21 protein-coding genes and 3 pseudogenes are annotated in these 20,536 nt (G+C 71.7%); 14 read left to right on the top strand and 10 right to left on the bottom strand.

The window, feature by feature from the left end:
• Positions 1-196: 196 nt before the first annotated feature.
• Positions 197-481: a hypothetical protein gene (locus tag J7E86_RS00250; RefSeq protein WP_215078433.1), complete on the top strand. Its 285-nt coding sequence runs from the start codon at positions 197-199 to the stop codon at positions 479-481.
• Between the two features lie 74 nt (positions 482-555).
• On the opposite strand, the gene J7E86_RS00245 is transcribed toward J7E86_RS00250, so the two are convergent.
• Genes J7E86_RS00245 through J7E86_RS00230 form a run of 4 tightly spaced genes read right to left on the bottom strand, consistent with a single transcriptional unit; the run spans position 556 to position 2,042 of the window.
• A complete protein-coding gene (locus tag J7E86_RS00245) occupies positions 556-747 on the bottom strand; it encodes a DUF397 domain-containing protein (RefSeq protein WP_215078432.1) in 192 nt (63 codons plus the stop codon).
• On the bottom strand, positions 740-964 hold the full coding sequence (locus tag J7E86_RS00240; RefSeq protein WP_215078430.1) for a DUF397 domain-containing protein: 225 nt from the start codon (positions 962-964) through the stop codon (positions 740-742). The genes J7E86_RS00245 and J7E86_RS00240 overlap by 8 nt, the downstream gene beginning before the upstream one ends.
• 18 nt (positions 965-982) lie before the next feature.
• The gene (locus tag J7E86_RS00235; RefSeq protein WP_308312416.1) at positions 983-1,186 is read right to left on the bottom strand and encodes a DUF397 domain-containing protein; all 204 of its coding nucleotides are present in this window, start codon (positions 1,184-1,186) and stop codon (positions 983-985) included.
• 4 nt (positions 1,187-1,190) lie between these two features.
• Positions 1,191-2,042, bottom strand: coding sequence for a Scr1 family TA system antitoxin-like transcriptional regulator (locus tag J7E86_RS00230; protein WP_215078428.1), 852 nt, complete (start codon positions 2,040-2,042; stop codon positions 1,191-1,193).
• 205 nt (positions 2,043-2,247) lie between these two features.
• Between J7E86_RS00230 and J7E86_RS00225 the strand changes: the two genes are divergently transcribed.
• The 3 genes and pseudogenes from J7E86_RS00225 to J7E86_RS00215 all read left to right on the top strand — a co-directional run.
• On the top strand, positions 2,248-2,739 hold the full coding sequence (locus J7E86_RS00225) for an ATP-binding protein (RefSeq protein ID WP_215078427.1): 492 nt from the start codon (positions 2,248-2,250) through the stop codon (positions 2,737-2,739).
• 594 nt (positions 2,740-3,333) lie between these two features.
• A complete protein-coding gene (locus J7E86_RS00220) occupies positions 3,334-3,570 on the top strand; it encodes a hypothetical protein (RefSeq protein ID WP_215078425.1) in 237 nt (78 codons plus the stop codon).
• 83 nt (positions 3,571-3,653) lie between these two features.
• Positions 3,654-3,977 (top strand): annotated as a pseudogene (locus J7E86_RS00215) (transposase); the annotation flags it as partial.
• Between the two features lie 137 nt (positions 3,978-4,114).
• Here J7E86_RS00215 and J7E86_RS00210 read toward each other — a convergent pair.
• Complete coding sequence (locus J7E86_RS00210) at positions 4,115-4,504, bottom strand: hypothetical protein (RefSeq protein ID WP_251018453.1); 390 nt, start codon at positions 4,502-4,504, stop codon at positions 4,115-4,117.
• A gap of 435 nt (positions 4,505-4,939) precedes the next feature.
• Between J7E86_RS00210 and J7E86_RS00205 the strand changes: the two genes are divergently transcribed.
• From J7E86_RS00205 to J7E86_RS00190, 4 genes and pseudogenes are all read left to right on the top strand, one after another.
• Entirely contained in the window at positions 4,940-5,539 is a 600-nt protein-coding gene (locus J7E86_RS00205) for a DUF4291 domain-containing protein (protein WP_215078424.1), read from the top strand.
• Between the two features lie 133 nt (positions 5,540-5,672).
• Positions 5,673-5,991: pseudogene (locus tag J7E86_RS00200) on the top strand ((2Fe-2S)-binding protein); the annotation flags it as partial.
• A 93-nt stretch (positions 5,992-6,084) separates the two neighbouring features.
• The gene (locus J7E86_RS00195) at positions 6,085-6,672 is read left to right on the top strand and encodes a Uma2 family endonuclease (protein WP_215078422.1); all 588 of its coding nucleotides are present in this window, start codon (positions 6,085-6,087) and stop codon (positions 6,670-6,672) included.
• A gap of 201 nt (positions 6,673-6,873) precedes the next feature.
• Positions 6,874-9,660 carry a M4 family metallopeptidase gene (locus tag J7E86_RS00190; protein WP_215078420.1) on the top strand — a complete coding sequence of 929 codons (2,787 nt, stop codon included), beginning with the start codon at positions 6,874-6,876 and terminating at the stop codon, positions 9,658-9,660.
• An 86-nt stretch (positions 9,661-9,746) separates the two neighbouring features.
• Here the strand turns inward: J7E86_RS00190 and J7E86_RS00185 are convergent, their stop codons facing one another.
• Entirely contained in the window at positions 9,747-10,628 is an 882-nt protein-coding gene (locus J7E86_RS00185) for a lysozyme (RefSeq protein WP_215078418.1), read from the bottom strand.
• Positions 10,629-10,935: 307 nt separating this feature from the next.
• Between J7E86_RS00185 and J7E86_RS00180 the strand changes: the two genes are divergently transcribed.
• A complete protein-coding gene (locus J7E86_RS00180) occupies positions 10,936-11,367 on the top strand; it encodes a MarR family winged helix-turn-helix transcriptional regulator (protein ID WP_215078458.1) in 432 nt (143 codons plus the stop codon).
• A gap of 185 nt (positions 11,368-11,552) precedes the next feature.
• Here the strand turns inward: J7E86_RS00180 and J7E86_RS00175 are convergent, their stop codons facing one another.
• Entirely contained in the window at positions 11,553-12,314 is a 762-nt protein-coding gene (locus J7E86_RS00175) for a protein phosphatase 2C domain-containing protein (RefSeq protein WP_215078416.1), read from the bottom strand.
• Between the two features lie 293 nt (positions 12,315-12,607).
• On the opposite strand from J7E86_RS00175, the gene J7E86_RS00170 reads away from it, so the two are divergent.
• The 5 genes from J7E86_RS00170 (at position 12,608) to J7E86_RS00150 (ending at position 17,977) form a co-directional block, all read left to right on the top strand.
• Positions 12,608-15,136, top strand: coding sequence for a nitrate- and nitrite sensing domain-containing protein (locus J7E86_RS00170; RefSeq protein WP_215078414.1), 2,529 nt, complete (start codon positions 12,608-12,610; stop codon positions 15,134-15,136).
• Positions 15,133-15,648, top strand: coding sequence for a roadblock/LC7 domain-containing protein (locus tag J7E86_RS00165; RefSeq protein WP_215078413.1), 516 nt, complete (start codon positions 15,133-15,135; stop codon positions 15,646-15,648). The genes J7E86_RS00170 and J7E86_RS00165 overlap by 4 nt, the downstream gene beginning before the upstream one ends.
• Positions 15,645-16,055: a DUF742 domain-containing protein gene (locus tag J7E86_RS00160; RefSeq protein ID WP_215078411.1), complete on the top strand. Its 411-nt coding sequence runs from the start codon at positions 15,645-15,647 to the stop codon at positions 16,053-16,055. Before J7E86_RS00165 ends, J7E86_RS00160 begins: the two co-directional genes overlap by 4 nt.
• Before the next feature lie 88 nt (positions 16,056-16,143).
• The gene (locus tag J7E86_RS00155; protein ID WP_215078457.1) at positions 16,144-16,695 is read left to right on the top strand and encodes an ATP/GTP-binding protein; all 552 of its coding nucleotides are present in this window, start codon (positions 16,144-16,146) and stop codon (positions 16,693-16,695) included.
• 19 nt (positions 16,696-16,714) lie between these two features.
• The gene (locus tag J7E86_RS00150) at positions 16,715-17,977 is read left to right on the top strand and encodes a styrene monooxygenase/indole monooxygenase family protein (protein ID WP_215078409.1); all 1,263 of its coding nucleotides are present in this window, start codon (positions 16,715-16,717) and stop codon (positions 17,975-17,977) included.
• 20 nt (positions 17,978-17,997) lie between these two features.
• Here the strand turns inward: J7E86_RS00150 and J7E86_RS00145 are convergent, their stop codons facing one another.
• From J7E86_RS00145 to J7E86_RS00135, 3 genes and pseudogenes are all read right to left on the bottom strand, one after another.
• Positions 17,998-19,146, bottom strand: coding sequence for a C40 family peptidase (locus tag J7E86_RS00145; protein WP_215078407.1), 1,149 nt, complete (start codon positions 19,144-19,146; stop codon positions 17,998-18,000).
• A 177-nt stretch (positions 19,147-19,323) separates the two neighbouring features.
• Positions 19,324-19,596 (bottom strand): hypothetical protein, encoded by a 273-nt coding sequence (locus tag J7E86_RS00140; RefSeq protein WP_308312415.1) that lies wholly within the window; start codon positions 19,594-19,596, stop codon positions 19,324-19,326.
• A gap of 172 nt (positions 19,597-19,768) precedes the next feature.
• Positions 19,769-20,518: pseudogene (locus J7E86_RS00135) on the bottom strand (TetR/AcrR family transcriptional regulator); the annotation flags it as partial.
• Between the last annotated feature and the right edge of the window lie 18 nt (positions 20,519-20,536).

The following is a 20,536-nucleotide window of genomic DNA, read 5'->3' as shown; positions in this document are numbered from 1 at the left end:
CCTAGCCTGCGGCTCCAGTCGGTGTGCCGGCGAGTTCCTACGATGTCGTCGCGGCTCAGCCGAGCTGAAGCGCTACGTTCTTCTCGACACACAGACGCAGGACCAGCGCCTGTCCGACGGGTCGCCAGACCGATGCGGTGCCGGCCTGGCGCCTCGTGGCCCAGAAGGTCTCTGCCCGACCTGAGACCATCGCTGCATGACCGGCGCACAACTACCCGCAGGGTGGAACCTTCAGCAGATCCGAGACGTGTCTGGAGACCAAGAGGCCATCCCGCTCCACACTGGCCGGACCGTGACCTGGTGTGTCTCTCCAGCGGCGGAAGAGGTAATACGTCCCGCGATCGTGCTGGGGTTCCATGGCCTGTGTCTCGTGCGGCCCGTCAATGACACGGAGTGGTACATGGGCAGTCTGAACGATGACGGCAGCATCGACTGCTGGGCGACCTACGACGACCTCTACGAGGCATTGCGCGGATTGTGAGACGGCGCCCCACCGAGTGGTGAGAGGTCACCTGCCCCCGCAGAACGAAACGTTCCTAGCGCTGCGGACAAGCCCTACCCTCGACGGTCGAGGCCGCCGGCCTTGCCGGTGGAGAGGGGCAGTCGCAGGACGTGGGCGCTGGTCGTGAGAGCGGCGTCGGGGAGGTCGCTCTCGCGTATGAGCAAACTTCCAGCCGAGCGGGCGAGTTCTATGCACTCGTTACCGTCCGTCGAGAACGAGGATTTTTGCCAGGTGGCCTCAGCCATCTCGAACCTCCGAGGGGTGGTGGGTTCGGCGGTCCAGGCCGTCGGCTTTGGCGCTCGCGATAAGCGCCCGCAAGGCTCGGGTGCTGGTTCTGAGGGCGATGCCGGGGAGGTCACTCTCCCGCATCATGATGGCGGCGTCGACGGAGGCCAGTTCGAGACAGTCCTGGTTGTCGTCGGCTCCCGAGTACGAGGACTTGTGCCAGATGGTCTCAGCCACTTCGGCCCTCCGAGACAGTCAGGCTCTCTGGTCGAATCCACCGCGTTTGGCCGCGGTGATGAGGGATCGCAGCGTGGTCGGCCCGGCCTTTATGATCACGCTGGGGTCGTCGCTCTCGCGTATGAGGATGCCGCTGCCGGATGCCGCCAGCTCAAGGCAGTTGCTGCCCTCGGCATCCGTTGAGAACGAGGATTTGCGCCACTGACAGTTCACGGTTTCCACGCCTTCACGCTTGTCGTGCCACATCGACGATGAAGTCCCGCGACTGCTCCGGGCGGAGGGATCTTTCCTCGGTACGGTCCAGAGCGGCGCGATAGTTGGTAAGCCTTGACTCCGCGTCAAGGAATGCGGATCCCATCGGCGTGTCCGTCTGCACGGTGTCGAGCTGGGGGACCGGCCCGTACACATAGAGAGTCGAACCTCCGGCGTGAGGAAAGCCGCCGACCGCGAAGGGGATGACTCGGACGGTGATGTTATCTCGCTCGGATTGTTCCAGGAGATAGTCCAGCTGTGCTCGCGCCACCTTCGGTCCGCCGAACTGCATGCGCAACGCAGCTTCGTGAATCAGGAACACGCAGTGCGGTGGCTGGTCTCTGTCCAATACGTCGCGGCGCCTCAATCGGTAGGACAGTCTGCGCCGCAGTGTGGCCGGGCTGAGTGCCGGCACGGCTTCCTCGAAGACGGCTCGGGCGTAGTCCTCGGACTGAAGCAGGCCGGGCATGTGCATGATCTGAACGGCTCGGAAAGCGACGCCGTGGTGCTCCAGCTCGGCAAGGTCGAGCGCCCCGCTGGACAGGGAGCCGTGGTAGTCGTCCCACCATCCCTTGTCCCGCTCGTCGGCCATTGAGGCCAGAGCCTCCACGTACGCGGCGTCCGGGCACCCGTAATTGGCGGCCCAGGACCGTACACGTTCACCGCTCACGCCGAAGCGTCCCGACTCGGTGTTGCTGATGCTGGTCCGGTCGGTACCCAGCAGCTCCGCTGCCTGCGTGACCGGGAGGCCGGCCTGCTCGCGCATCTTACGGAGCTCCGCGCCCAGCCGTCGTTGACGGGCGGTCGGGGCCTTTCTCGGTGGCATGGAGGTCCTCTCTTGTCGCGTCTCAGTGTGGACCGTGACCTGAGGGCGGTCCACCTCGTTCCATCAGTTAGCCGATTGGGTCTCACTAGTGAGACCCATGCTCTACCGTCTTGATGGTTGTCATCAAGTCGGCTTACCAGCAAGGCAGTTGCGGCTTTTCGGGCAAGTGGGCGCCGAGGCTCGGGATCACGCTGGGAGCGAAGTCATGCGTACGGAAACGCACGGAGGTCCCCGTCGAAGCCAGGTTGGCGAAGCCGCCGACACCTACCAACTGTCCGCGCCCGCCGTGCGGAGTTCCGCCCGGGTGGTGAGGGAGTTCGTCGCCGCCGCGCTGGCCGCCTCAGGGCATCGTGGCGTGATCGATGACGCCAGGATCTGCGTCTCCGACGCGGTCGCGAACGTCGTACAGCACGCGAACGTCCCCGTGCTGGCCGTGGAAGTGATCGCGTACTGGGACCGGGTGGTCATCGCCGTGCGGGACGACGACCTGGCGGGGCAGCCCGCGCCGAGGGCGGCGCGGCTGGACGACGAAGGCGGGCGAGGGCTGATGCTCATCGGACGGCTCGCGCACAGGTGGGGAGTCATGTGGCTGTGGGACGAGACGCCGCATCCGGATCCGGAGCCGGTCGGGAAGCGCGTGTGGTTCGAGCTGAGGAACGCCGCGCAGGGACCTCCCGGCATGGCCCTGGCAAGCTGATCGCCATGAACGATCGTCACCGCGCTGACGTCGTCCGCCGTCGTGGTCGCGGTGCGGCAGAGGCGCAGCCTCCGCCGTACGGGGGAAGCCGCGGTACTCCGCGTGGAGTGAGGGGCGGTACGCGGCTCACCCCGGGAGCGGAGGCATCTCGCCCCGGCGAGCGACGCGCGGGGCGCGGCCGTTGGCGAGGATCTCGGTGGAACCTTCCGTTGCACCTCGATCGGAGAATCACCGTGAACAAGACAGCCCTTCGGGCAGCCACCCTCCTCGCGCTGATCGCCGCGACGGCCGCCACGACACCGGCGGTGGCCGGCGCGACGACGGCGGAGTCGCCAGCCAGGAGCGGGACGGTCGCCACGACGACCGCCGCCATCAAGGGCTGGGGGCGCATGGACTTCCCCGCCGCCGGCAACGACATCCAGGTGACCATGGACGCCCACGGCACGTACACCGAGCGGAGTCCGGTCTTCCCCACGAAGGCGTGGGGCACGTTCCGCGTGTACCACCGCGCCGAGATGCCGGACGGCAAGACGATGGTCAACTGGGGTGACTTCAAGGTCGATTGCCTGACGGCCGGCGGCCCCCAACGCCACCGTGACCGGAACGCTCGTCCGCGCCACCCCCGGTGGTCCCTGGCAGAAGCTGGCCGAGCGGCACGCCCGCATGGGCGTGAGCTTCTACGTCGCGGGCAAGGACGGCGGTCCGAGCCGCATCGGACTGTCGGGGATGAAGGAGGACGCGCCGCCGCTGACGAAGTGCATGGCGCCGGCCCCGGACGCCAAGGTCATGGCCGGTGGGTACGTACTGAAGGGCAAGGGACCGCTGGGCTAGTGCTGTGACCGGGAAGGTTCGCCGGGTTGGCCGTTGGGGCGGTTGGATGGGCGGTGACGTCCGTTCCGACCGCTGGAGGTGTGGTGGCCGAGCCTGTACGGGTGCGCAGACTGACCGATCAGGAAGGGCAGAAGCTGCAGCAGATCATCCGCCGGGGCAGTACCAGTCCGGTGCGCTACCGGCGGGCGATGATGCTGCTGGCGTCCGCCGGCGGTAACCGTGTTCCGGTGATCGCCCAGCTGGTGCAGGCCGATGAGGACACGGTGAGGGAGGTGATCAACCGGTTCAAGGAGATCGGTCCGGCCTGCCTGGACCCTCGATGGGCGGGAGGCGGTCCCCGCCTGCTCACCCCTGACGACGAGGCAAGGAATGCCCCCGCAGCCGCAGCGAGAAAGGCATCCGCTGGGGCGAACGCCCCCTTGCAGCCGCAGCCTGACCAGCCCTGCGAACCTATGCGGTCCATGAGGTCACAGCACTCGAGCAACCCAGCCATCGGTCGCGCTTGTCCGGTCGAGAAGCGGCGGAAGATGTCCACGTGGTAGGGCTATGCATGCCCCCGTACCCGGTGCCGCTTTGTGTACGACCATGCCACCGCGGCCATCAGGGCTGGGATGGCGAACAGCGGGGCGAAGACGACGCCCCATACGGTCTGTGCCGTACCACTCGACACGTACGTCTGGCTCTCGACGGTGAAAGCGACCACGAGTTGCCATAGTGCCACCAGGACCAGGACCACCGAGGCGATCCAGGCCAGTGTGGCCAGGGCCCGGGGGCGCAGTGGCCGCCACCGGTCGCTTACGAGCAACAGCGGAAGCAAAGCGGCCAGCTCGGCAAAGACGGTGAGGCCGACGACGTATGCGATGCCCCAGCCCGGGATGTCGAAGACGTCGCGCAGCACCTGATCGCTGTAGCCCACGTACACACCGGATGCCATGGCGATGCGCCACAGGCCGGACGGAACTGCGCACAGAGCGATGGCGTGGGCGGCGCGACGAGCCCAGACGGGCCGCGGGCGCGGAGGTGGGGAGAGGAGCGGGGGCTGTGGTCATGACGTACATGCTGGTCCTGGACATGGCAGCCGCGCGTCAACCGCTACGGCGCACCGTCCCCCCCTGCGGAGGAAGGCGCGCCCGCTGGCGAAGACCTGAGGAGGACTCAATCGCCGGAGAGGCTAGGTTGTCCAACCGTCCAGCTGATCGACGACATCGCGGCCAACCCCGGTGAACGTTCACGGTCACAGCACTAGCGCGGGGGGCTCTCATGCGGCGGCCGGGGGAAAGGCGGCCCCGCTGGCAGCCGCCGCATCGGCCCCCCGCATGCCCAGGTAATTCGATGGCGCGCACCGAACGGCTCGCCCACCCTGGTCACCGTGGAAGAAGAAGAACCCAAGCACCGGATCCGCGCGCTCCATACGGCCTCCACGGTCACCGTCTACCAGGCGTACGCGCCGGAGATCGGCCTGCCCGCCGCCCGGCAAGGCCGCTTTCCGGCGTCCTGGAAGCGGGATCGGATGACGTGGATCAAGCCGTCCTTCCTGTGGATGATGTATCGCTGCGGCTGGGGTGCCAAGGAGGGCCAGCAGACCGTCCTCGCCGTCGAGATCGCCCGCGACGGCTTCGACTGGGCGCTGGAACACGCCTGCCTGTCCCACTACGAGCACGGGCTGCACCCCGACCAGCAAGCCTGGAAGCGGGAGTTGAAGCGAGCCCCCGCGCGGGTCCAATGGGACCCCGAGAGGGACCTGAACCTACGGCCGCTTCCCCACCGCTCACTGCAACTCGGTCTCACGGGCGAAGCCGCACGCCGCTACGCGGACGAGTGGACGGTCTCCATCACCGACATCACCGCTCTCGCGCACCGGATCCACGCCCACGTACGGGACGGGGACCTGGATGCCGCCCGCCGGCTGCTGCCCAGGGAACGCCCCTACCCCGTGCGCGACGGCCTCCTGGACCACCTGCGCCGATAGCGAGCCCGCTGCCCGCCCGACGCTCCCGCCCATGGAACTCGGGGTTCCGGCCGCGGTCGGGGCGATCGCCAACGCCTACGCGCGTGCCACGGGCACCCGCCCCCGGCGCTTTCCGGTCAACTTCGACGTCGACTGCACCAGCCACCTGGGCGGCGAGGCCGTCAGGCCCTGCGTCGTGCCGGTCGCGGAGGCGGCCGACCGCGAGGTCACCACCATCGAGGGCCTCGCCTGCGGCGACCGCCCGCACCCCGTGCAGGAGGCGTAGCTGGAGCAGGACGTCACCCAGTGCGGCTACTGCCGGCCCCGCCAGATCATGGCCGCCGTCGCCCCCCTGAAGCGCACGAAGAATCCGACGGACGCGGACATCGACGCGATCGCCAATGCGTGCCGGTGCGGTACGTACTTCCGTATACGGGAGGGCGATACGGAGCGCGGCGGAGAGGATGGGGTGACGCGCGGCGTGGTACGGGCGCGTGCCCGTTTGCCGTACGTATCGTTGTACTACCCGGCTGCACGCATTCGCGGGCAGCGGGGAGGAGCGCAGGATGACCATCGAACTGACCGACAGGATAGTGATGGCCGACAGCGACGAGCTCAGCCTGGACGCGATGTTCGACTGGCTGGAGCGGATGCCCGTCCCCGAGGGCTACAAGGTAGAGATCGTCGAGGGGGCCATCTACATGTCGCCGCAGCGGGACAACCACTGGGACGTCATCGCTGACATCTACGAACAGCTGCGAACCAAGTACCCGAGGCGGCGCGTCAAATCCGATGTCCGCATCGACTTCCCCGGCCGTCTGAACGGCTTCGCCTGCGATGTGGTCGCCCTGAAGGAGGGGGCGGTCAAGGACGCGAAGGGCCATTGGCAATACGGGGACATCGAGTTCATCGCCGAGGTGATCTCCAAAGACACCGCGCGGAACGACTACGGCCCCAAGAAGGACGCTTACGCTCTCGCAGAGGTGCCCGTCTACCTCATCGTGGATCCGTACGCCGGCCAGTGCCTGCTCTTCACGGAGCCCAAGGACGGCACCTATCGCTGCGGTCCGGCGATCAAGTTCGGTGACCCCATCGACCTCACCGACACCGTCGTCGGCCTGACCCTCGCCACCGAGGACCTCCTCCGCGACTGAACGCGAGCTCCATTCGGCCGAAAGCCGTCCCTGGGCCCCGACGCCCCATTGATCCCCTCCCGCCCCGCCGATTGCATGACCTCCGACCACAGATGTTCCGGCAGGTACGGAGGGGGAACCTTGCGTAAGTCCAGAGCACGTTCAGGAAGACCGGCCGCCAGACCGGCCACCAAAAACGGAATAGCAGGGGCGGCTGCGCTGATGGGCGCCGCCGCCCTTGTCGTGTCCGCGGTTCCCGCGCACGCGGCGGACGGGCCCGGCAAGAGCCCGGCCGATGTGATCCCCGGGCGGGGTACCTCCACCCCCGCCCTCGTGGACGGCATCCGCGAGGCCGCACCGGCGGCCGGCAGCGCGGCCGACGCGGCCCGTGGCCACCTCGCCGGGAAACAGAGCCGCTACCGCATCGCCGACCCGGGACGCGACCTGCGGGCCGTGCAGACGGTGAACGCCGGTGCGGGAGAGACCGTACGGCTCCAGCAGAAGCACCGCGGCGTGGACGTCCTCGGCGGACAGTACGTCGTGCGGATGGAGAACAAGGACGGCAAGCGGGTCGTCACCGGCACCTCGGGCAAGTACTTCACCGGCCTGAAGGCCGACACGAAGGACGAGATCGGCGCCGAGCGGGCCGTCGAGCGGGCCGTCACCGCCACCCTCCGGGACCTCGGCGGCAGCCGGCTCGACAAGAGCGACGTCCCGGCGAAGCAGGGCGCCAAGTCGAAGGCGGCCGAGTCGCTGGCCGGCACCTCGCGCGGGCTGGTCGTGCTGCCCAAGGGCGCCGGCGTCCTCACCCACCACGTCACCGTCCGCGGCACCGACCCGGCCACCGGCAAGCCCGTGCTGCGCGAGGTCTACATCGACGCCAAGGCGGGCTTCCCGGTCCTCCAGTACAGCGGCATCAAGACCTTCGGCAAGGGGGCGGGGCCGGAGGACGCCAGGAAGGCCGCGAAGGGTTCCTCCCAGGCCGCGGCGAAGGCCGCCAAGGGCCAGGCCGGCGACGTGAGCCCGGGGATCGCCGGGTCGGGCGTCAAGTACGACGGCACCACCGTCGAGCTGGGCCTGTACAAGGACACCGCCCGCAACGAGTACGTCATGACCGACTACGCCCGGATGTGGGGCACCAGCAAGAACCTGGTCTCCACCTGGGACGCGCGCGGCAAGGACGTCAGCGAGGCGTCCGGCCGCTGGCCGGACGGGATCAGGACGTTCGGCTCGGCGGGGCCGAACTTCGGCAAGGACGCCACCGAGGCCGGCGCGGTCGACGCGCACTGGGCGGCGGGCAAGGTCTACGACTATTACAAGAAGGTCCACGGCCGGGACAGCCTGGACGGCCGCGGCATGGCCCTGAACTCCCTGGTGGGCGTCACCGAGTTCGGCGACACGTACGTCAACGCCTTCTGGGACGGCACCAAGATGGTGTACGGCGGCGGCGACAAGGAGTACAAGACGCTCTCCGCCGACCTGGACGTCGTCGGCCACGAGATGACGCACGGCGTCGTCGAGCACTCCGCCAACCTCGTCTACGCCGGCCAGTCCGGCGCCCTGAACGAGGCGATCGCCGACTACTTCGGCAACGCCATCGACACGGACGCCTCCGGCATGGCCATGGACGACCCCAGGGCGGGTCTCCTCGGCGAGGACCTGTGCCGTACGAAGTCCCCGGCCGAGTGTGCGTTCCGCAACCTCAACGACGGTGCGACGACCTCCAAGAACTTCCTCGGCGTCGGCTTCGGTGCCGACAACGGCGGCGTCCACCTCAACTCCACGATCTTCTCCGGTGCCCTGTGGGACATCCGCGAGGACCTCGGCCGCACGCTCGCCGACAAGATCGCGTACAAGGCGCTGACGGAGTACATGACGCCGCTCGACGGCTTCACCGAGGGCCGTGACGCGGTCGTCGCCGCCGCCAAGGCGCTCAAGGTGTCGGCGAAGGACCTGGGCGTCGTCAAGCGCTCCTTCAACGCCCACGGCATCGTCACCAACTGGGAGCAGGCCCTCGGCGTCGACACCGACCTGCTCTCCGCCAAGCTCAACACGGCCAACACCGGCGTGGGCGCGGGCGGCGGCTGGTACGCCGCGTCGAAGTCCAACGACGACGGCTCCGAGCCGTACTCGGTGTGGGCCGGCCGCACGGACGGCAAGGGCGAGCGGAAGCTGATCAGCCCCAACGACGGCCGCTTCCATGTCTACCCGGCCACCGACGGCAAGACCGTGGTCTGGGCGGCGTTCGGCCCGGCGAGCGTGGACGTCCTGTCCCGGCCGCTCGCGGGCGGACCCACGAAGAAGCTGTACACCAGCACCATCGGGGTGAGCGGTCTGCGGGTCGAGGGCGACGTCGTCGTCCTCGAATCGATGGACAAGCTCGGCAGCCGCCACGTGGGCTACCTGCGCACCGGCGACAAGGAACCGACCTGGGTGGACGGCGGACGCTACGAGCTGGGCACGGCCCTCGCGTCGCTCTCCGGCGGCCGGATCGCGTACGCCAAGCTCTACCCGCAGGGCGAGCAGTACGTGATGGGCGTCGAGGTGCTGGACCTGAAGACCGGCAAGGCGACACTGATGGGGCAGAAGTCCAGCCCGGAGGCCATCGGCCAGACCGGCATCAACGGTACGAACGTCTTCTGGCTGGTGGACGAGATCGGCGGTGACGCGGGCCAGATGGCGGTGCGGCGCGCGAACCTGGACGGCACGGGCGCGACCGACCTGAGCAAGGAGACGGGCGAGGGCGCGCTCTTCGCCTCCGACCTCACCGCCTCCGAGAACGCGGTGACCGTCACGGCCGCGCTGCCCGACACGCGGTACCGCAACGAGTCGATGCCCAAGCTGTGGCAGTTCGCGGCGGACGGCTCCGGCAGGGCCCGGGTCTCCTGCAACCGCGGCGAGCAGTCCTCGGCCGCGGCGGCGGGCGGCAAGCAGGTGGTGTGGATCGACGGCACCACCGGCTACACCGACCTGGTGACCCGTACTCGCCCGGCGGGCGCCTGCGGCTGATCCCTCCAGAGGCTTCGGCCGCATGTGGGACAGGGAGGGCCCCCGGCGCCGATGTGCCGGGGGCCCGGTCCTGTGCGCCGCTCGGCTCAGCCCGTGGCGAGGGCCTGGAGGCGGCTGTACGCGCCGTTGAAGCGGTTGTGGTCACCGACCGTCGGGCCGGTGTCGGTGTACTGCCAGAAGGTGTGGAAGCCCCAGCCGGCCGGGAGCTCGCCGGCGGAGGATCCGTAGCGCGGGATCCACAGCGGGTGCACGGCGCCGAAGCCGCCGTAATTGCCGGTGCACTTCTTCCACCAGGTGGTCGAGGTGTAGATCACCGCGTCGCGCCCGGTGCGCGCCCGGTAGGTCGTGAAGAAGTCCGCGATCCAGCCGACCAGCGCGCTCGCGCTCATGCCGTAGCAGGTGGAGCCGTACGGGTTGTACTCCATGTCGAGCACGCCCGGCAGGGTCTTGCCGTCCGCGGACCAGCCGCCGCCGTGCGAGGCGAAGTAGGCGGCCTGCTCGGCGCCGCCGGAGTTGTCGGGGAGCGCGAAGTGGTACGCGCCGCGGATCATTCCGACGTTGTACGAGCCGTTGTACTGCTGGGCGAAGGAGGGGTTGGTGTAGCTCGTGCCCTCGGTCGCCTTGGCGTAGGCGAACCGCACGCCGTTGTTCCACAGCGTCGACCAGGGGACGTTGCCGTTGTGGCTGCTGACGTCGACGCCCTCCACGGAGGCGGTCAGCGGCGGTATGGGGCCGGGGCCGTCGGGCCGGCCGGGCCGTTCGTGGGCGCGGAGGGTGGAGCCCATCCAGTCGCGCTCGGGGTGGCCGGGCCGCTTGCCGCCCGCGGCGGCGGCGTCGGCGGTGCCGGGAAGGGTGAGGAGCAGGACCAGGGAGGCGAGGAGGGACAGCAGGGCGAGCGTGCGGGGCAGGGCTCGGCGGCGAGCCGTGGGGGGCTCACCGTGGACCGTGGGTCGTCTGAGCGCGGGCATGCGGGATCTCCGGGAATGCTTGTGGGGGGAGTGCGGGGGGAACGGCCGGGAGGGGGAGCGTCGGGCCGGACAGGACGCCATTGGTATGGCCATGTCATACCCAAAATTATGAGCGGGGACGCGTCCGGCACAGGGGGACGCGGTGCTGCCGTTGGTCTACTCCTGCGAAATACTGGGAGAGCTGCGGCGATGCTCCGCGGCCCAGGAAATTTTCAGCAGCCGGAAAGCCGGAGAGGGCACTGACGTGCACGAGACGACACCTTCACTCCCCGAGGGGGGCGGGCCGAACGCCGAGGGCGGCAGTGGTATGGACCGGGCCTACCTCTCCCTGGAACGGGAGTTGGCCGTCTTCCTGCGCCGCGCCCGCGCCTCCTCCGGCGAGATGGCCCGCGCGGTCCACCCCGAGCTGGAGGCGGCGGCGTACGGCCTGCTCGTCCGCCTGGAGGACGCCGGACAGCAGCGCGCCACCGACCTCGCCGGCTACTTCGGCGTCGGCAAGGCCACGATGAGCCGCCAGCTGCGCGCCCTGTGCGACCTCGGCCTCGTCACCCGCGAGCCGGACCCGGCCGACGGCCGCGCGTCCCTGGTCCGCATCACCGAGGAGGGCCGCGCCCGCTTCACCCGCGTCCGTGACGCGCGCCGCGCGCAGTACGTACGGAAGCTGGCGGACTGGGACCGCGGGGAGATCGCGGAGCTCGCGCGGCTGCTGCACCAGCTGAATGTGAGCGCGGAGAGCTAGCGGGTCGTGTGAGCGGGCGGCTGCGGGCCGTGTCGTGCGCACCAGGATCTTCGGCTGCGGGCCGTCTTCGCCGCCTACGGCGGCGGGCGCCCTGCGGGCGCGTCCTCAATCGCCGGACGGGCTTGATTCGGCCGGGCTCAGCCGTTTTCAGCCGCCCAGCGCCCGCCCCCGTCCCGGGGCCGACGTCAGAGCTCCGCGTACACCGCCGCCGCGTCATCGTGCCTCTTCCCCCGGCGGGGCCCCGCCGCCCGCTCCGCCTCGCGCACCCGGTCGATCAGCGCCCGCGGCCCCTCCTTCGCCAGGACGGCGAAGCAGTCCGCCCAGTCCCCCTCCCGGAACCTCTCCACCCAGCGCCCCGCGCCGTCCGTGAGCGCCGCCAGCGCCCGTACCTCCGCCCGCGCGAGCGTGCCCGTCACCGCGCGGGCGACGACGGCCGGATCCGCCGCGGCCGTGAAGAAGCCGTCCTCCGCGTTGCGCTGCGCGTCCGTGACCGGGCCGAGCGCGGCCAGCCTGTCGATGCGGTCGTCGAGCACGGCCGTCACCGTGCCGTCCGCGGCCTCCACGAGCAGGGCGGAGTCGGAGAGCACCAGGTGTTCCACGCGCTCGTCGTCCCAGCGCGCCACGACCACCGTGGCCTGAGGGGTGCGGCGGTGGGTGAGGTCGCACGTGGCGCGGTGGGCGTCCGCGGTCCGCTCGACGGCCTGGGCCAGGCACTGGGCGAGCGTCAGTTCCCGTCGCGAGCCCGCCAGTTCCAGCAGCGAGCCCCCCAGCCGGGCGGTGAACCACGGCACGCCGTGCGCGCAGCCCGTCCCGCCGGAGGGCGGCGGGGTCACCCCGTCCAGCAGGACCAGCACGCCCCCGCCGCCCGAGGCGGGCAGCGCCACGGACACGAAGTCCTCGTTCGGGTGGTGCGGTTCCCCCGGTTGGGTGGCGAGTTCGATGCGCATGAGGTCAGTGTGCCGGATGTCGGAAATCTACGTGTGCGGGCGCGCATCCTGACGGCTGTCCCGGCGTTCTTGAAGTGACGTACTGAGGGCCCGAATGCGACCGATGCATATGTCGTTGGTCAATTTCAAATTGATGTTCACTCCTTCGAGTGGCCGGGTGGTCGAAGGGCACCTGCCCCGCAGAGGTGCTGAAAGGGTCAAATCAGTACCAGGGGTGGGACGAGAGAAGATTGAGAGCACCGGTGCGGAAGAAGCGGCTTGGGGGCGGCGAGCGAGAGCAGCGGTCCACGGCGGTGCGAGAGCGCACCGCCCGCGTACGTAACCGGCTGACCGCCTCGGTCGCGGTCGCCGCCCTCGCGGTGCTCGGGGCCGGTGCCTTCGGCGTCGTGGACGCCTCCCGCGAACTGACCGGGGACCGGCGGCTCGTGGCCCTCGCCGAGGACGCCGGACCCGCCCTCGCCCTCGCCCACGTCCTCGCGGACGAGCGCGACGCCATGACCCGGTACGTGGCCGCCGGCCGCTCCGGAGCCCCGGAGGCCGGCCTCTCCGACGCGCAACGTGCCGAGGTGCAACGGCGGATCGAGGAGTACCGCCCCGCCGCCCCCGCCTCCCTGCGCCGCCTGCTCGACGCGATTCCCGAGGCACGGACCCAGGCCCTGGCCGCCGACGGCGGCGACGCCCTGGCCGCCTTCGCCGCCTACACCACCACCGTGCGGGAACTGCACGCGGTGGCCGACACCGTCGAAGGTCCCGCCGGCTCCGGCCCGGCCGCCCTGCTCCCGCTGGGCCGCGCCGTCGAGGAGGCGTCCGCCACCCGGGCCCTGCTCCTCGGCGCCCTCGCCGCGCACGGCACCCAGCAGTCCGCCCTCGCCGCCGCGGCCCAGCGCTCCGCCCAGCGGGAGCGGGACGCCCTCGACGACTTCCGCCGGCTCGCGGGCACCGGCGCCCGCGAGCGCTTCACCGGCACGGTCACCGGCCCCGGGGTCACCGCCGCCGACGGGCACCTGGCCCGCCTCGCCCGCTCCCAGCCCTCCGCCGCCGACCTAGCCGACCAGCCCCCCGGGCCCGTACGCACCGCCCTCACCGACCGCGTCGAGCGGATGCGCCAGGTCGAATCCGGCCTCGCCGCCCAGGAGAAGCGGCGCCTGGAGGGGCTGCGCGACGACGCCCGCGCCGACGTGGAGCTGCGCGGCGGCGCCTCCGCCCTCTGCCTGCTGATCGCCCTCGGAGCCGGCCTGCGGACCACCCGCTCCGTCACCCGGCCGCTCGACACCCTGCGGCTCGGGGCCCGCCGCGTCTGCGCCGACCCGGCGGCCGAACAGCCGGTCGCCCTGACCGGCCGCGACGACGAGATCGCCGAGATCGTGCGCGCCGTCAACGTCCTGCGCGAGACCGCGCACCGGCAGCGGGAACGCATCGCCGTCCTCGAAGGCGAACGCACCCGGCTCGTGACGTCCCGGCAGATCATCGCCGAGGAGCGCGAAGCCCTGCGCGACCGCCACCAGCAGCTCTCCGAGCGGCTGGCCGAGGAGCTCGCCGAGCCCGAGCCCGCGGCCGTCCGCACCGACGGCCCGGCCGACCGGGCGCACGGCCTCCTCGTCGGCCTCTCGCTGCGCACCCTCGGCCTCGTCGAGCGCCAACTCGCCGTCATCGAGGGCCTGGAGGCCCACGAGACCGATCCCGAGCGCCTGGAGACCCTCTTCACGCTCGACCACCTCGCCACCCGCATGCGCCGCAACAGCGAGAACCTCCTCGCCATCGCCGGCGCCGAGAGCGGCAGCGCCCGCACCGCGCCCGTACCGCTGCTGGACGTCCTGCGCGCATCGGCGGGCGAGATCGAGCGGTATCAGCGGGTGCGCATCCAGTCCCTGCCGCCGCACGCCCTCCTCGCCGGGTACGCCTCGGACGACGTCAGCCACCTGGTGGCCGAACTCCTGGAGAACGCCACGGCCTTCTCCCCGGCCGACTCCCACGTACAGCTCTCCGGCTGGACCCTGGAGACCGGCGAGATCGTGCTCTCCGTCCAGGACGAGGGCATCGGCATCACCGCCGACCGGCTCGGAGAGCTCAACGCCCTGCTGGCCGACCCCGACCCGGAGGGCCCCCGGGCCCCGGGCGCGCCGACCGGCCGCGCCGACCTGGCCGGCCACCCCGAGCAGCAGGGCGATCCGGGCCGGGGCCTCGGCCTGTACGTGGTCGCGCGGCTCGCCGGCCGCCACGGGGTGCGCGTCCAGCTGCGGGAGCAGATGACCGGCGGGACCGCCGCGCTCGTCGTCCTGCCGCTGCCGGTCCTGGCGGACGGCTCGCCGACCGTCACCGGCCTCGCCGACACCCCCCTGGTGCCGGGCGCCGCCGCCGCGCCGCGGATCCACCTTCCCGGCTCGATCGCCGAGGCCAACTCCCACGCCCTGCCCGGCCGCCCGCAGCGCACCGCGGACGTACGGGCCATCCCCTCACCCGTGCCCGTACACCCCGCCGACCCGCCCGCCGGGCCGGCGGGCGGTCCGATACGGGTCACCGGGCTGCCGGCCGCGCCGGCCGCCGTCATGGGCCGGCACGCCCGTCCGCCGGAGGCCGGCGCCCCGGTCGTCGGCAACGGCCTGCCCAAGCGCACGCCGAAGGCCGTGCCGCACCAGCCCGCACCGCCGCCGGTGCGCAAGAGCGTCGACGCGGAGGCCCTGCGGCGCAAGCTGTCGGGGTTCCAGCGGGGCGCGACCGAGGGACGGCGGGTCGCCGAGGCGGAGGCGGCCGGGCGCATCACTGATCGGAACCAAGCAGGGTTGCCGGCCACGGGCGGCACTGTCGAGGAGGCACGCGGTTGACTGCGATTTCCCGGGGGGCCACCCCCGTCACCCCTGTCGGCCCCGTCGTGTTCGGGCTGAGCCACGAGGCCCGCAACCTGCACTGGCTGCTGTCCGGACTGGTCGAGGAGGTGCCCGGCATCCGCTCGGTGGCCGTGGTCTCCTCCGACGGCCTGCTGCTGCTCTCCTCCGACCCGGAGCGGACGCCGTACACCGGCGACGACCGGCCGGCGAGCCCCCGGGGCTCCACCGGCGACCTCGCCACCATCGTCGCCGGGCTGGGCAGCCTGACGACCGGCGCCGCGTCCCTGATGGACGGCGGCCTCGTCAAACAGACCATGGTCGCGATGGAGGACGGCAGCCTCTTCGTGATGACCATCAGCGACGGCTCCCTGCTGGGCGTCCACGCCGCGCCCGAGTGCGACATGAGCGTCGTCGCCTACCACATGGCGCTCTTCGTCGGCCGGGCCGGACACGTCCTCACCCCCGCCCTGCGCAGGGAGCTGCGCCAGTCGGTGGAGGCGGTCGAATGAACAGCGCCGCGCTCCGCCCCAAGCCGGCGCGCGTCCGCCCGTACTCGGCCGACGGCAGCCGCCCGGGCCGGCGCGGCGTGCTGCTCGTCGAGACGTTCGTGGCCGCCGTCGACACCGTCGTCGACGCCGCGGGCGCCCCGCGCGGCGACGACCGCGAGCGGCCCGCCCCGGCCGGCCTCACCGCCAAGGCCGGACCCGAGGCACGTGCCGTCGTGGACCTGTGCCGCCGGCTGCGCTCGGTCGCCGAGGTCGCCGCGCTGCTGAAGATGCCGCTGGGCGTCGTCCGGGTGCTGCTGCTCGAACTGGCCGACCAGGGCCGCATCCGCGTCTTCGACACCGGACACGGCACCGGCCGGCCCGACCGGGCACTGCTGGAAAGGGTGCGGGGTGGACTCCACAGGCTCTGACGCCGGCATCGAGGCGACGGCGCTGGCCGTCCGCGACGCGCCGGACCCGGGTCACGACGACGAGGCGCACGGTTGGCAGACGGACCGGATGCGCGCGCCCCACGCCACGAAGATCGTGGTGGCCGGGGGCTTCGGCGTCGGCAAGACGACCTTCGTCGGCTCCGTCTCGGAGATCACGCCCCTGCGGACCGAGGTGGTCATGACGACCGCCGCCGAGCCCCGGGAGGACCTCTCCGCCATACCGGAGAAGACGACGACCACCGTCGCCATGGACTTCGGCCGGATCACCCTCGACGCCGACCTCGTGCTGTACCTCTTCGGCACACCCGGCCAGAAACGATTCTGGTTCATGTGGGACGACCTGGTGCGCGGCGCGATCGGCGCGGTCGTCCTCGCCGACACCCGGCGGCTGGAGGAGTGCTTCCCGGCACTCGACTACTTCGAGACCGCGGGGTTGCCGTACATCGTCGCGGTCAACCACTTCGAGGGCACCGACCGCTTCGAAGGAGAAGTGGTGCGCGAGGCACTCTCCCTGCCCCGGCAGGTGCCGCTCGTCACCATGGACGCCCGCAGACGGATCGCGGTCGTCGACACCCTGCTGATCCTCGTCGGCCGGGCCCTCGACGCAACACCCGGATGAGACCTACAGGAGCGGCCCCGTGCGGCGCATCCTCATCGTCGGAGCCGGCCAGTCCGGACTCCAGCTGGCCCTCGGGCTCCAGGCCCAGGGGTACGACGTGACCCTGATGTCGAACCGGACCTCCGAGGAGATACGTTCCGGCCGGGTGACGTCCGCGCAGTGCCTCTTTCCCACGGCGCTGCGGTACGAACGTGACCTGGGCCTCGACCAGTGGTCCGGTGCCGCTCCGCGCATCGACGGCGTCGGCGTCTCGGTGTCCGGCCCCGCCGACGGGCCGGGCGGCGGGCACCGGCGCGCGATCGACTGGGTGGGCCGGCTGGACGGCTGCGCCCGCTCCGTCGACCAGCGGCTGAAGCTGGCCGGCTGGCTGGACGCCTTCGCCGACCGCGGCGGCAGGCTCGTCATCCACGGCGCGACGGTCTCCGACCTGGACTTCCTCGTGAGCCGCTACGACCTCGTCCTCGTCGCGGCGGGCAAAGGCGAACTCGCGGAGCTCTTCGGCCGGGACCCCACCCGCTCCCGGTACACCACGCCGCAGCGCGCCCTGGCGGTGGCGTACGTGCACGGGCTCGGCCCCCGCCCCGAGCACCCGGGGTCCGAGGCGGTGCGCTGCAATCTGGTGCCCGGCGTCGGGGAGTTCTTCGTCGTGCCGACGCTCACCCTGTCCGGCCGCGCCGACATCCTGTTCTGGGAGGGCGTGCCCGGCGGGCCGCTCGACGTCTTCGCCGGGCTGCGGAGCCCGAGCGAGCACCTGGCGACGACCCTGGAGCTGCTGGAGCGGTTCGTGCCGTGGGAGTACGCGCGGGCCACCGACGTCGAACTGACCGACGCGGGAGCCACCTTGGCCGGCGGCTACACCCCCACGGTCCGCCGGCCCGTCGGACGGCTGCCGTCGGGCGGGCTGGTCCTCGGCGTGGGCGACAGCGTCGTCGCCGACGACCCGGTCACCGGCCAGGGCGCCAACTCGGCCGCCAAGTGCGCGGCTTCGTACCTCGCCTCGATCACCGAGCGCGGCGAGCTGCCCTTCGACGAGGAGTGGATGACCGCCGCCTTCGACCGCCACTGGGAGCGGGCGCGGCACGCCACCCGGTGGACCAACGCGATGCTCGCGCCGCCGGCCGCGCACGTCATGGAGCTGATGGGCGCGGCGGCCGGACTCCAGCCGATCGCCGACCGTCTCGCGCGCGGCTTCGACGACCCGTCCGACTTCGAGGGCTTCTTCTACACACCGGAGCGGGCGGCAGCCTACGTGGCGGAGGTGGCGGCGGAGGCGGCGGGCTGAATGGGGCCGGGGCGTCCTCGTCAGGTCTTCGAGGGTGCCCCCACCGAGCCGTAGCCGGTGTCCGAGCCGTTCGCGGCGCCGTCCGGCAGCCTCGGCGGTACATAGCTGCGCAGCGGCGCCCGGCCGGCGTCCGGGCGTACGGCGCCCAGCAGCGGGTTCGCCGCGATCGGCGACACCTTGACCCGGGCGCCCGGCCGGGGTGCCTGGATGACCATGCCGTCACCGATGTACAGCGCCACATGGGTGGCGCCCTGGAAGTAGACCACCAGGTCACCGGGGCGCAACTGGCTCAGGGGAACCTTCGGCAGCGACTTCCACTGCTCCTGGCTCGTCCGCGGGATGACGTCGCCCGCGTGCGCCCACGCCTGCGAGGTGAGTCCGGAACAGTCGAAGGAGTCCGGGCCCTCCGAGCCCCACACGTAGGGCTTGCCTATCTGCTCGTACGCGTACGCCAGCGCCCGGCCGCCCGCGGCGGACGGTGTGCCGGCCCCGCTCAGCCGGCCCGAGGCGAGCAGCTCGCGCTGGGCGCGGGATATGGAGCGCTGCTCCAGTTTCCACAGCTCGGCGAGCTGCTCACCGCTCAGTGACGCCAGCATCCGCTCGACCCGGGCCAGGCTCTTGCGGACCGCGTCGCGCTCCTTCTTCTGCTGCGCGGCGAGCGCCTCGCGCACGGTGAGGGCGTCGTGCGCCTTGACGGCCAGATCCGTCCGCCGTTCGGCGTTGTCGGTGAGGCGGACGATCGTCGCGGCGCGTCGTCCGGCCGCGCGGCCCAGCTGGTGGCCGTGGTCGAAGGCGTGGGCGGGGTCCCGGCTGAGCAGGAAGCCCATGGACGGCGAGAGGACGTTCCTGGTGCCCTGGTACTGCTCCCGGGCGAGCCGCCCGGCGTCGTCGAGGCTGTCGGCGAGGGCGGCGCGGGCGGCGGCGAGGTCGTGGTCGAGCCCCGTGACCCGCGTGCGCTGTCTCTTGAGCTTCTCCTCGGTCGCGTTGTACGTCTCGGTGGCCTCCTCGGCCTTGACGTAGAGCGTCTGGAGCCGGGCGAGGAGGACGCTGACGGGCTGGTCGGGCGGGTCGGCGGGGGCCGCCGACGCCGGTGGGGCCGGCAGTACGAGCGACGCAGCGCCGGCGGCCAGCGCCGCCGCGCGGACAGAGCGCGCGAACCGTCCTGGCACGGACTCACCTCCGGGGTGGTGGTGTGATCGTTTGCCCACGGAGGATCCTGGCACGGGTGATCGCCCTCACGGCAGTGGGCGTGGGCGGATCCGCCTAATCCGCTCACTCCTTGGGTGGTCTTTCCTCACCCGTTCGGAGGAGCGCCTGTTATGTGACACGCGCCTGCCTGCGGTGCTTCACGCTCCGGGACGCGTCCATGGCCACTTCAGCCCGCGGCCACCCGGGGCGCCCTCCGGGTCGTACACGTACTTCCAGCCCTTCGGCAGCCCCAGCCGGCGCGTCGTGGCCGCCTGGACCCGCCGGTAGACGTGCACGGCGGGCGCCCCGCCGTCCTCGGCCGGCACGGGGACCTCGTAGGTCTTCGGCGGGTGCCCGGTGGCTCCCAGGAGCACCGGCAGTACGCGCCCGTCCAGGGGGCCGCCCTCGAAAGGCGTATCTTCGCTTCTCACGCGACCAGTCTCCGTCAGACGGGGGAGAAGGACGACGTCAGGAGCGGGAACGGGTCATGGCGTCCGCGGGCGGGGCGTCCACGGTCGTGCGGTCTCCGGCCGCACCGTCACCGGCCGCGCCGCCCCCGCCCGCATCCTCCCCGCCCGTGCCCTCGTCGTCCGCCTGCGCGGGCAAAAGATGTCCCGCGTCCGCCACCACCGGCACCACCCGCCGCGCCAGCCTCCCCACCGGCCCGTCCGCCGCCTCCAGCGCGAGCGCGCCCCGCGCGGCCCCGGCCGTCTGTTCGTCGCCTGCCGCCGTCACGGTGAGCAGCGCCACGAAGTGGTCGACCAGCCAGTCGCGCAACTCTTCCACCGGCGGCTGCTTGTCCTCGTCCAGCCAGATCAGCGACGCCGCCTCCACGGCCGTGATCCACGTGCGGACCATCATCCGCAGCCTCGGCCGCGGCTCCGGCACGCCCAGGTGCTTGAGGATCTGCGCGGCGGCCGCCCGCCGCACCCCGTCCACGATCGCGCCCGTACGGGACGTCTCGGCGACGCTGCCGCCCTGCAGCAGCGCGCTGAACCCCGCGTCGTGCTCGTCGACGAACGCCAGATAGCGGTCGAGCGCGGCGGACAGCCGGCCGGTGAGGGGACCGTTCTGCGGCTCGGCGAAGCACAGTTGGAGATCGTCGGCCGCGCTGCGCAGCGCGGCCTCGTACAGCTGGGGCTTGCCGCCGGGGAAGTAGCGGTACACCAGCGGCCGGGACACGGCGGCCGCGGCGGCGACGTCGTCGAGCGAGACGTCCTCGGGCGCGCGGTGGGCGAAGAGCGTCAGCGCGGCGGCGATCAGCTGGGTGCGGCGCTCCTCGACGCCGAGCCTGCGGTAGGTGGCGCGGGGGGAAGGGGCCGGTGCTGCCGGGACGGTGCGGCTGCCGTTCATGCACGGCAGCGTAACCGC

It is taken from the genome of Streptomyces sp. ISL-11 (assembly GCF_018614525.1).
Taxonomy (GTDB): domain Bacteria; phylum Actinomycetota; class Actinomycetes; order Streptomycetales; family Streptomycetaceae; genus Streptomyces.
This window is presented reverse-complemented; position numbering and strand designations above follow the sequence as displayed.

Coding starts and splice junctions, on each gene's coding strand:
- J7E86_RS00190 (WP_215078420.1), top strand. CDS start 6,874: ATGGGCGCCGCCGCCCTTGTCGTGTCCGCGGTTCCCGCGCACGCGGCG.
- J7E86_RS00175 (WP_215078416.1), bottom strand. CDS start 12,314: ATGCGCATCGAACTCGCCACCCAACCGGGGGAACCGCACCACCCGAAC.
- J7E86_RS00230 (WP_215078428.1), bottom strand. CDS start 2,042: ATGCCACCGAGAAAGGCCCCGACCGCCCGTCAACGACGGCTGGGCGCG.
- J7E86_RS00225 (WP_215078427.1), top strand. CDS start 2,248: ATGCGTACGGAAACGCACGGAGGTCCCCGTCGAAGCCAGGTTGGCGAA.
- J7E86_RS00160 (WP_215078411.1), top strand. CDS start 15,645: ATGAACAGCGCCGCGCTCCGCCCCAAGCCGGCGCGCGTCCGCCCGTAC.
- J7E86_RS00180 (WP_215078458.1), top strand. CDS start 10,936: ATGGACCGGGCCTACCTCTCCCTGGAACGGGAGTTGGCCGTCTTCCTG.
- J7E86_RS00155 (WP_215078457.1), top strand. CDS start 16,144: ATGCGCGCGCCCCACGCCACGAAGATCGTGGTGGCCGGGGGCTTCGGC.
- J7E86_RS00250 (WP_215078433.1), top strand. CDS start 197: ATGACCGGCGCACAACTACCCGCAGGGTGGAACCTTCAGCAGATCCGA.
- J7E86_RS00195 (WP_215078422.1), top strand. CDS start 6,085: ATGACCATCGAACTGACCGACAGGATAGTGATGGCCGACAGCGACGAG.
- J7E86_RS00245 (WP_215078432.1), bottom strand. CDS start 747: ATGGCTGAGGCCACCTGGCAAAAATCCTCGTTCTCGACGGACGGTAAC.
- J7E86_RS00210 (WP_251018453.1), bottom strand. CDS start 4,504: ATGGCATCCGGTGTGTACGTGGGCTACAGCGATCAGGTGCTGCGCGAC.
- J7E86_RS00185 (WP_215078418.1), bottom strand. CDS start 10,628: ATGCCCGCGCTCAGACGACCCACGGTCCACGGTGAGCCCCCCACGGCT.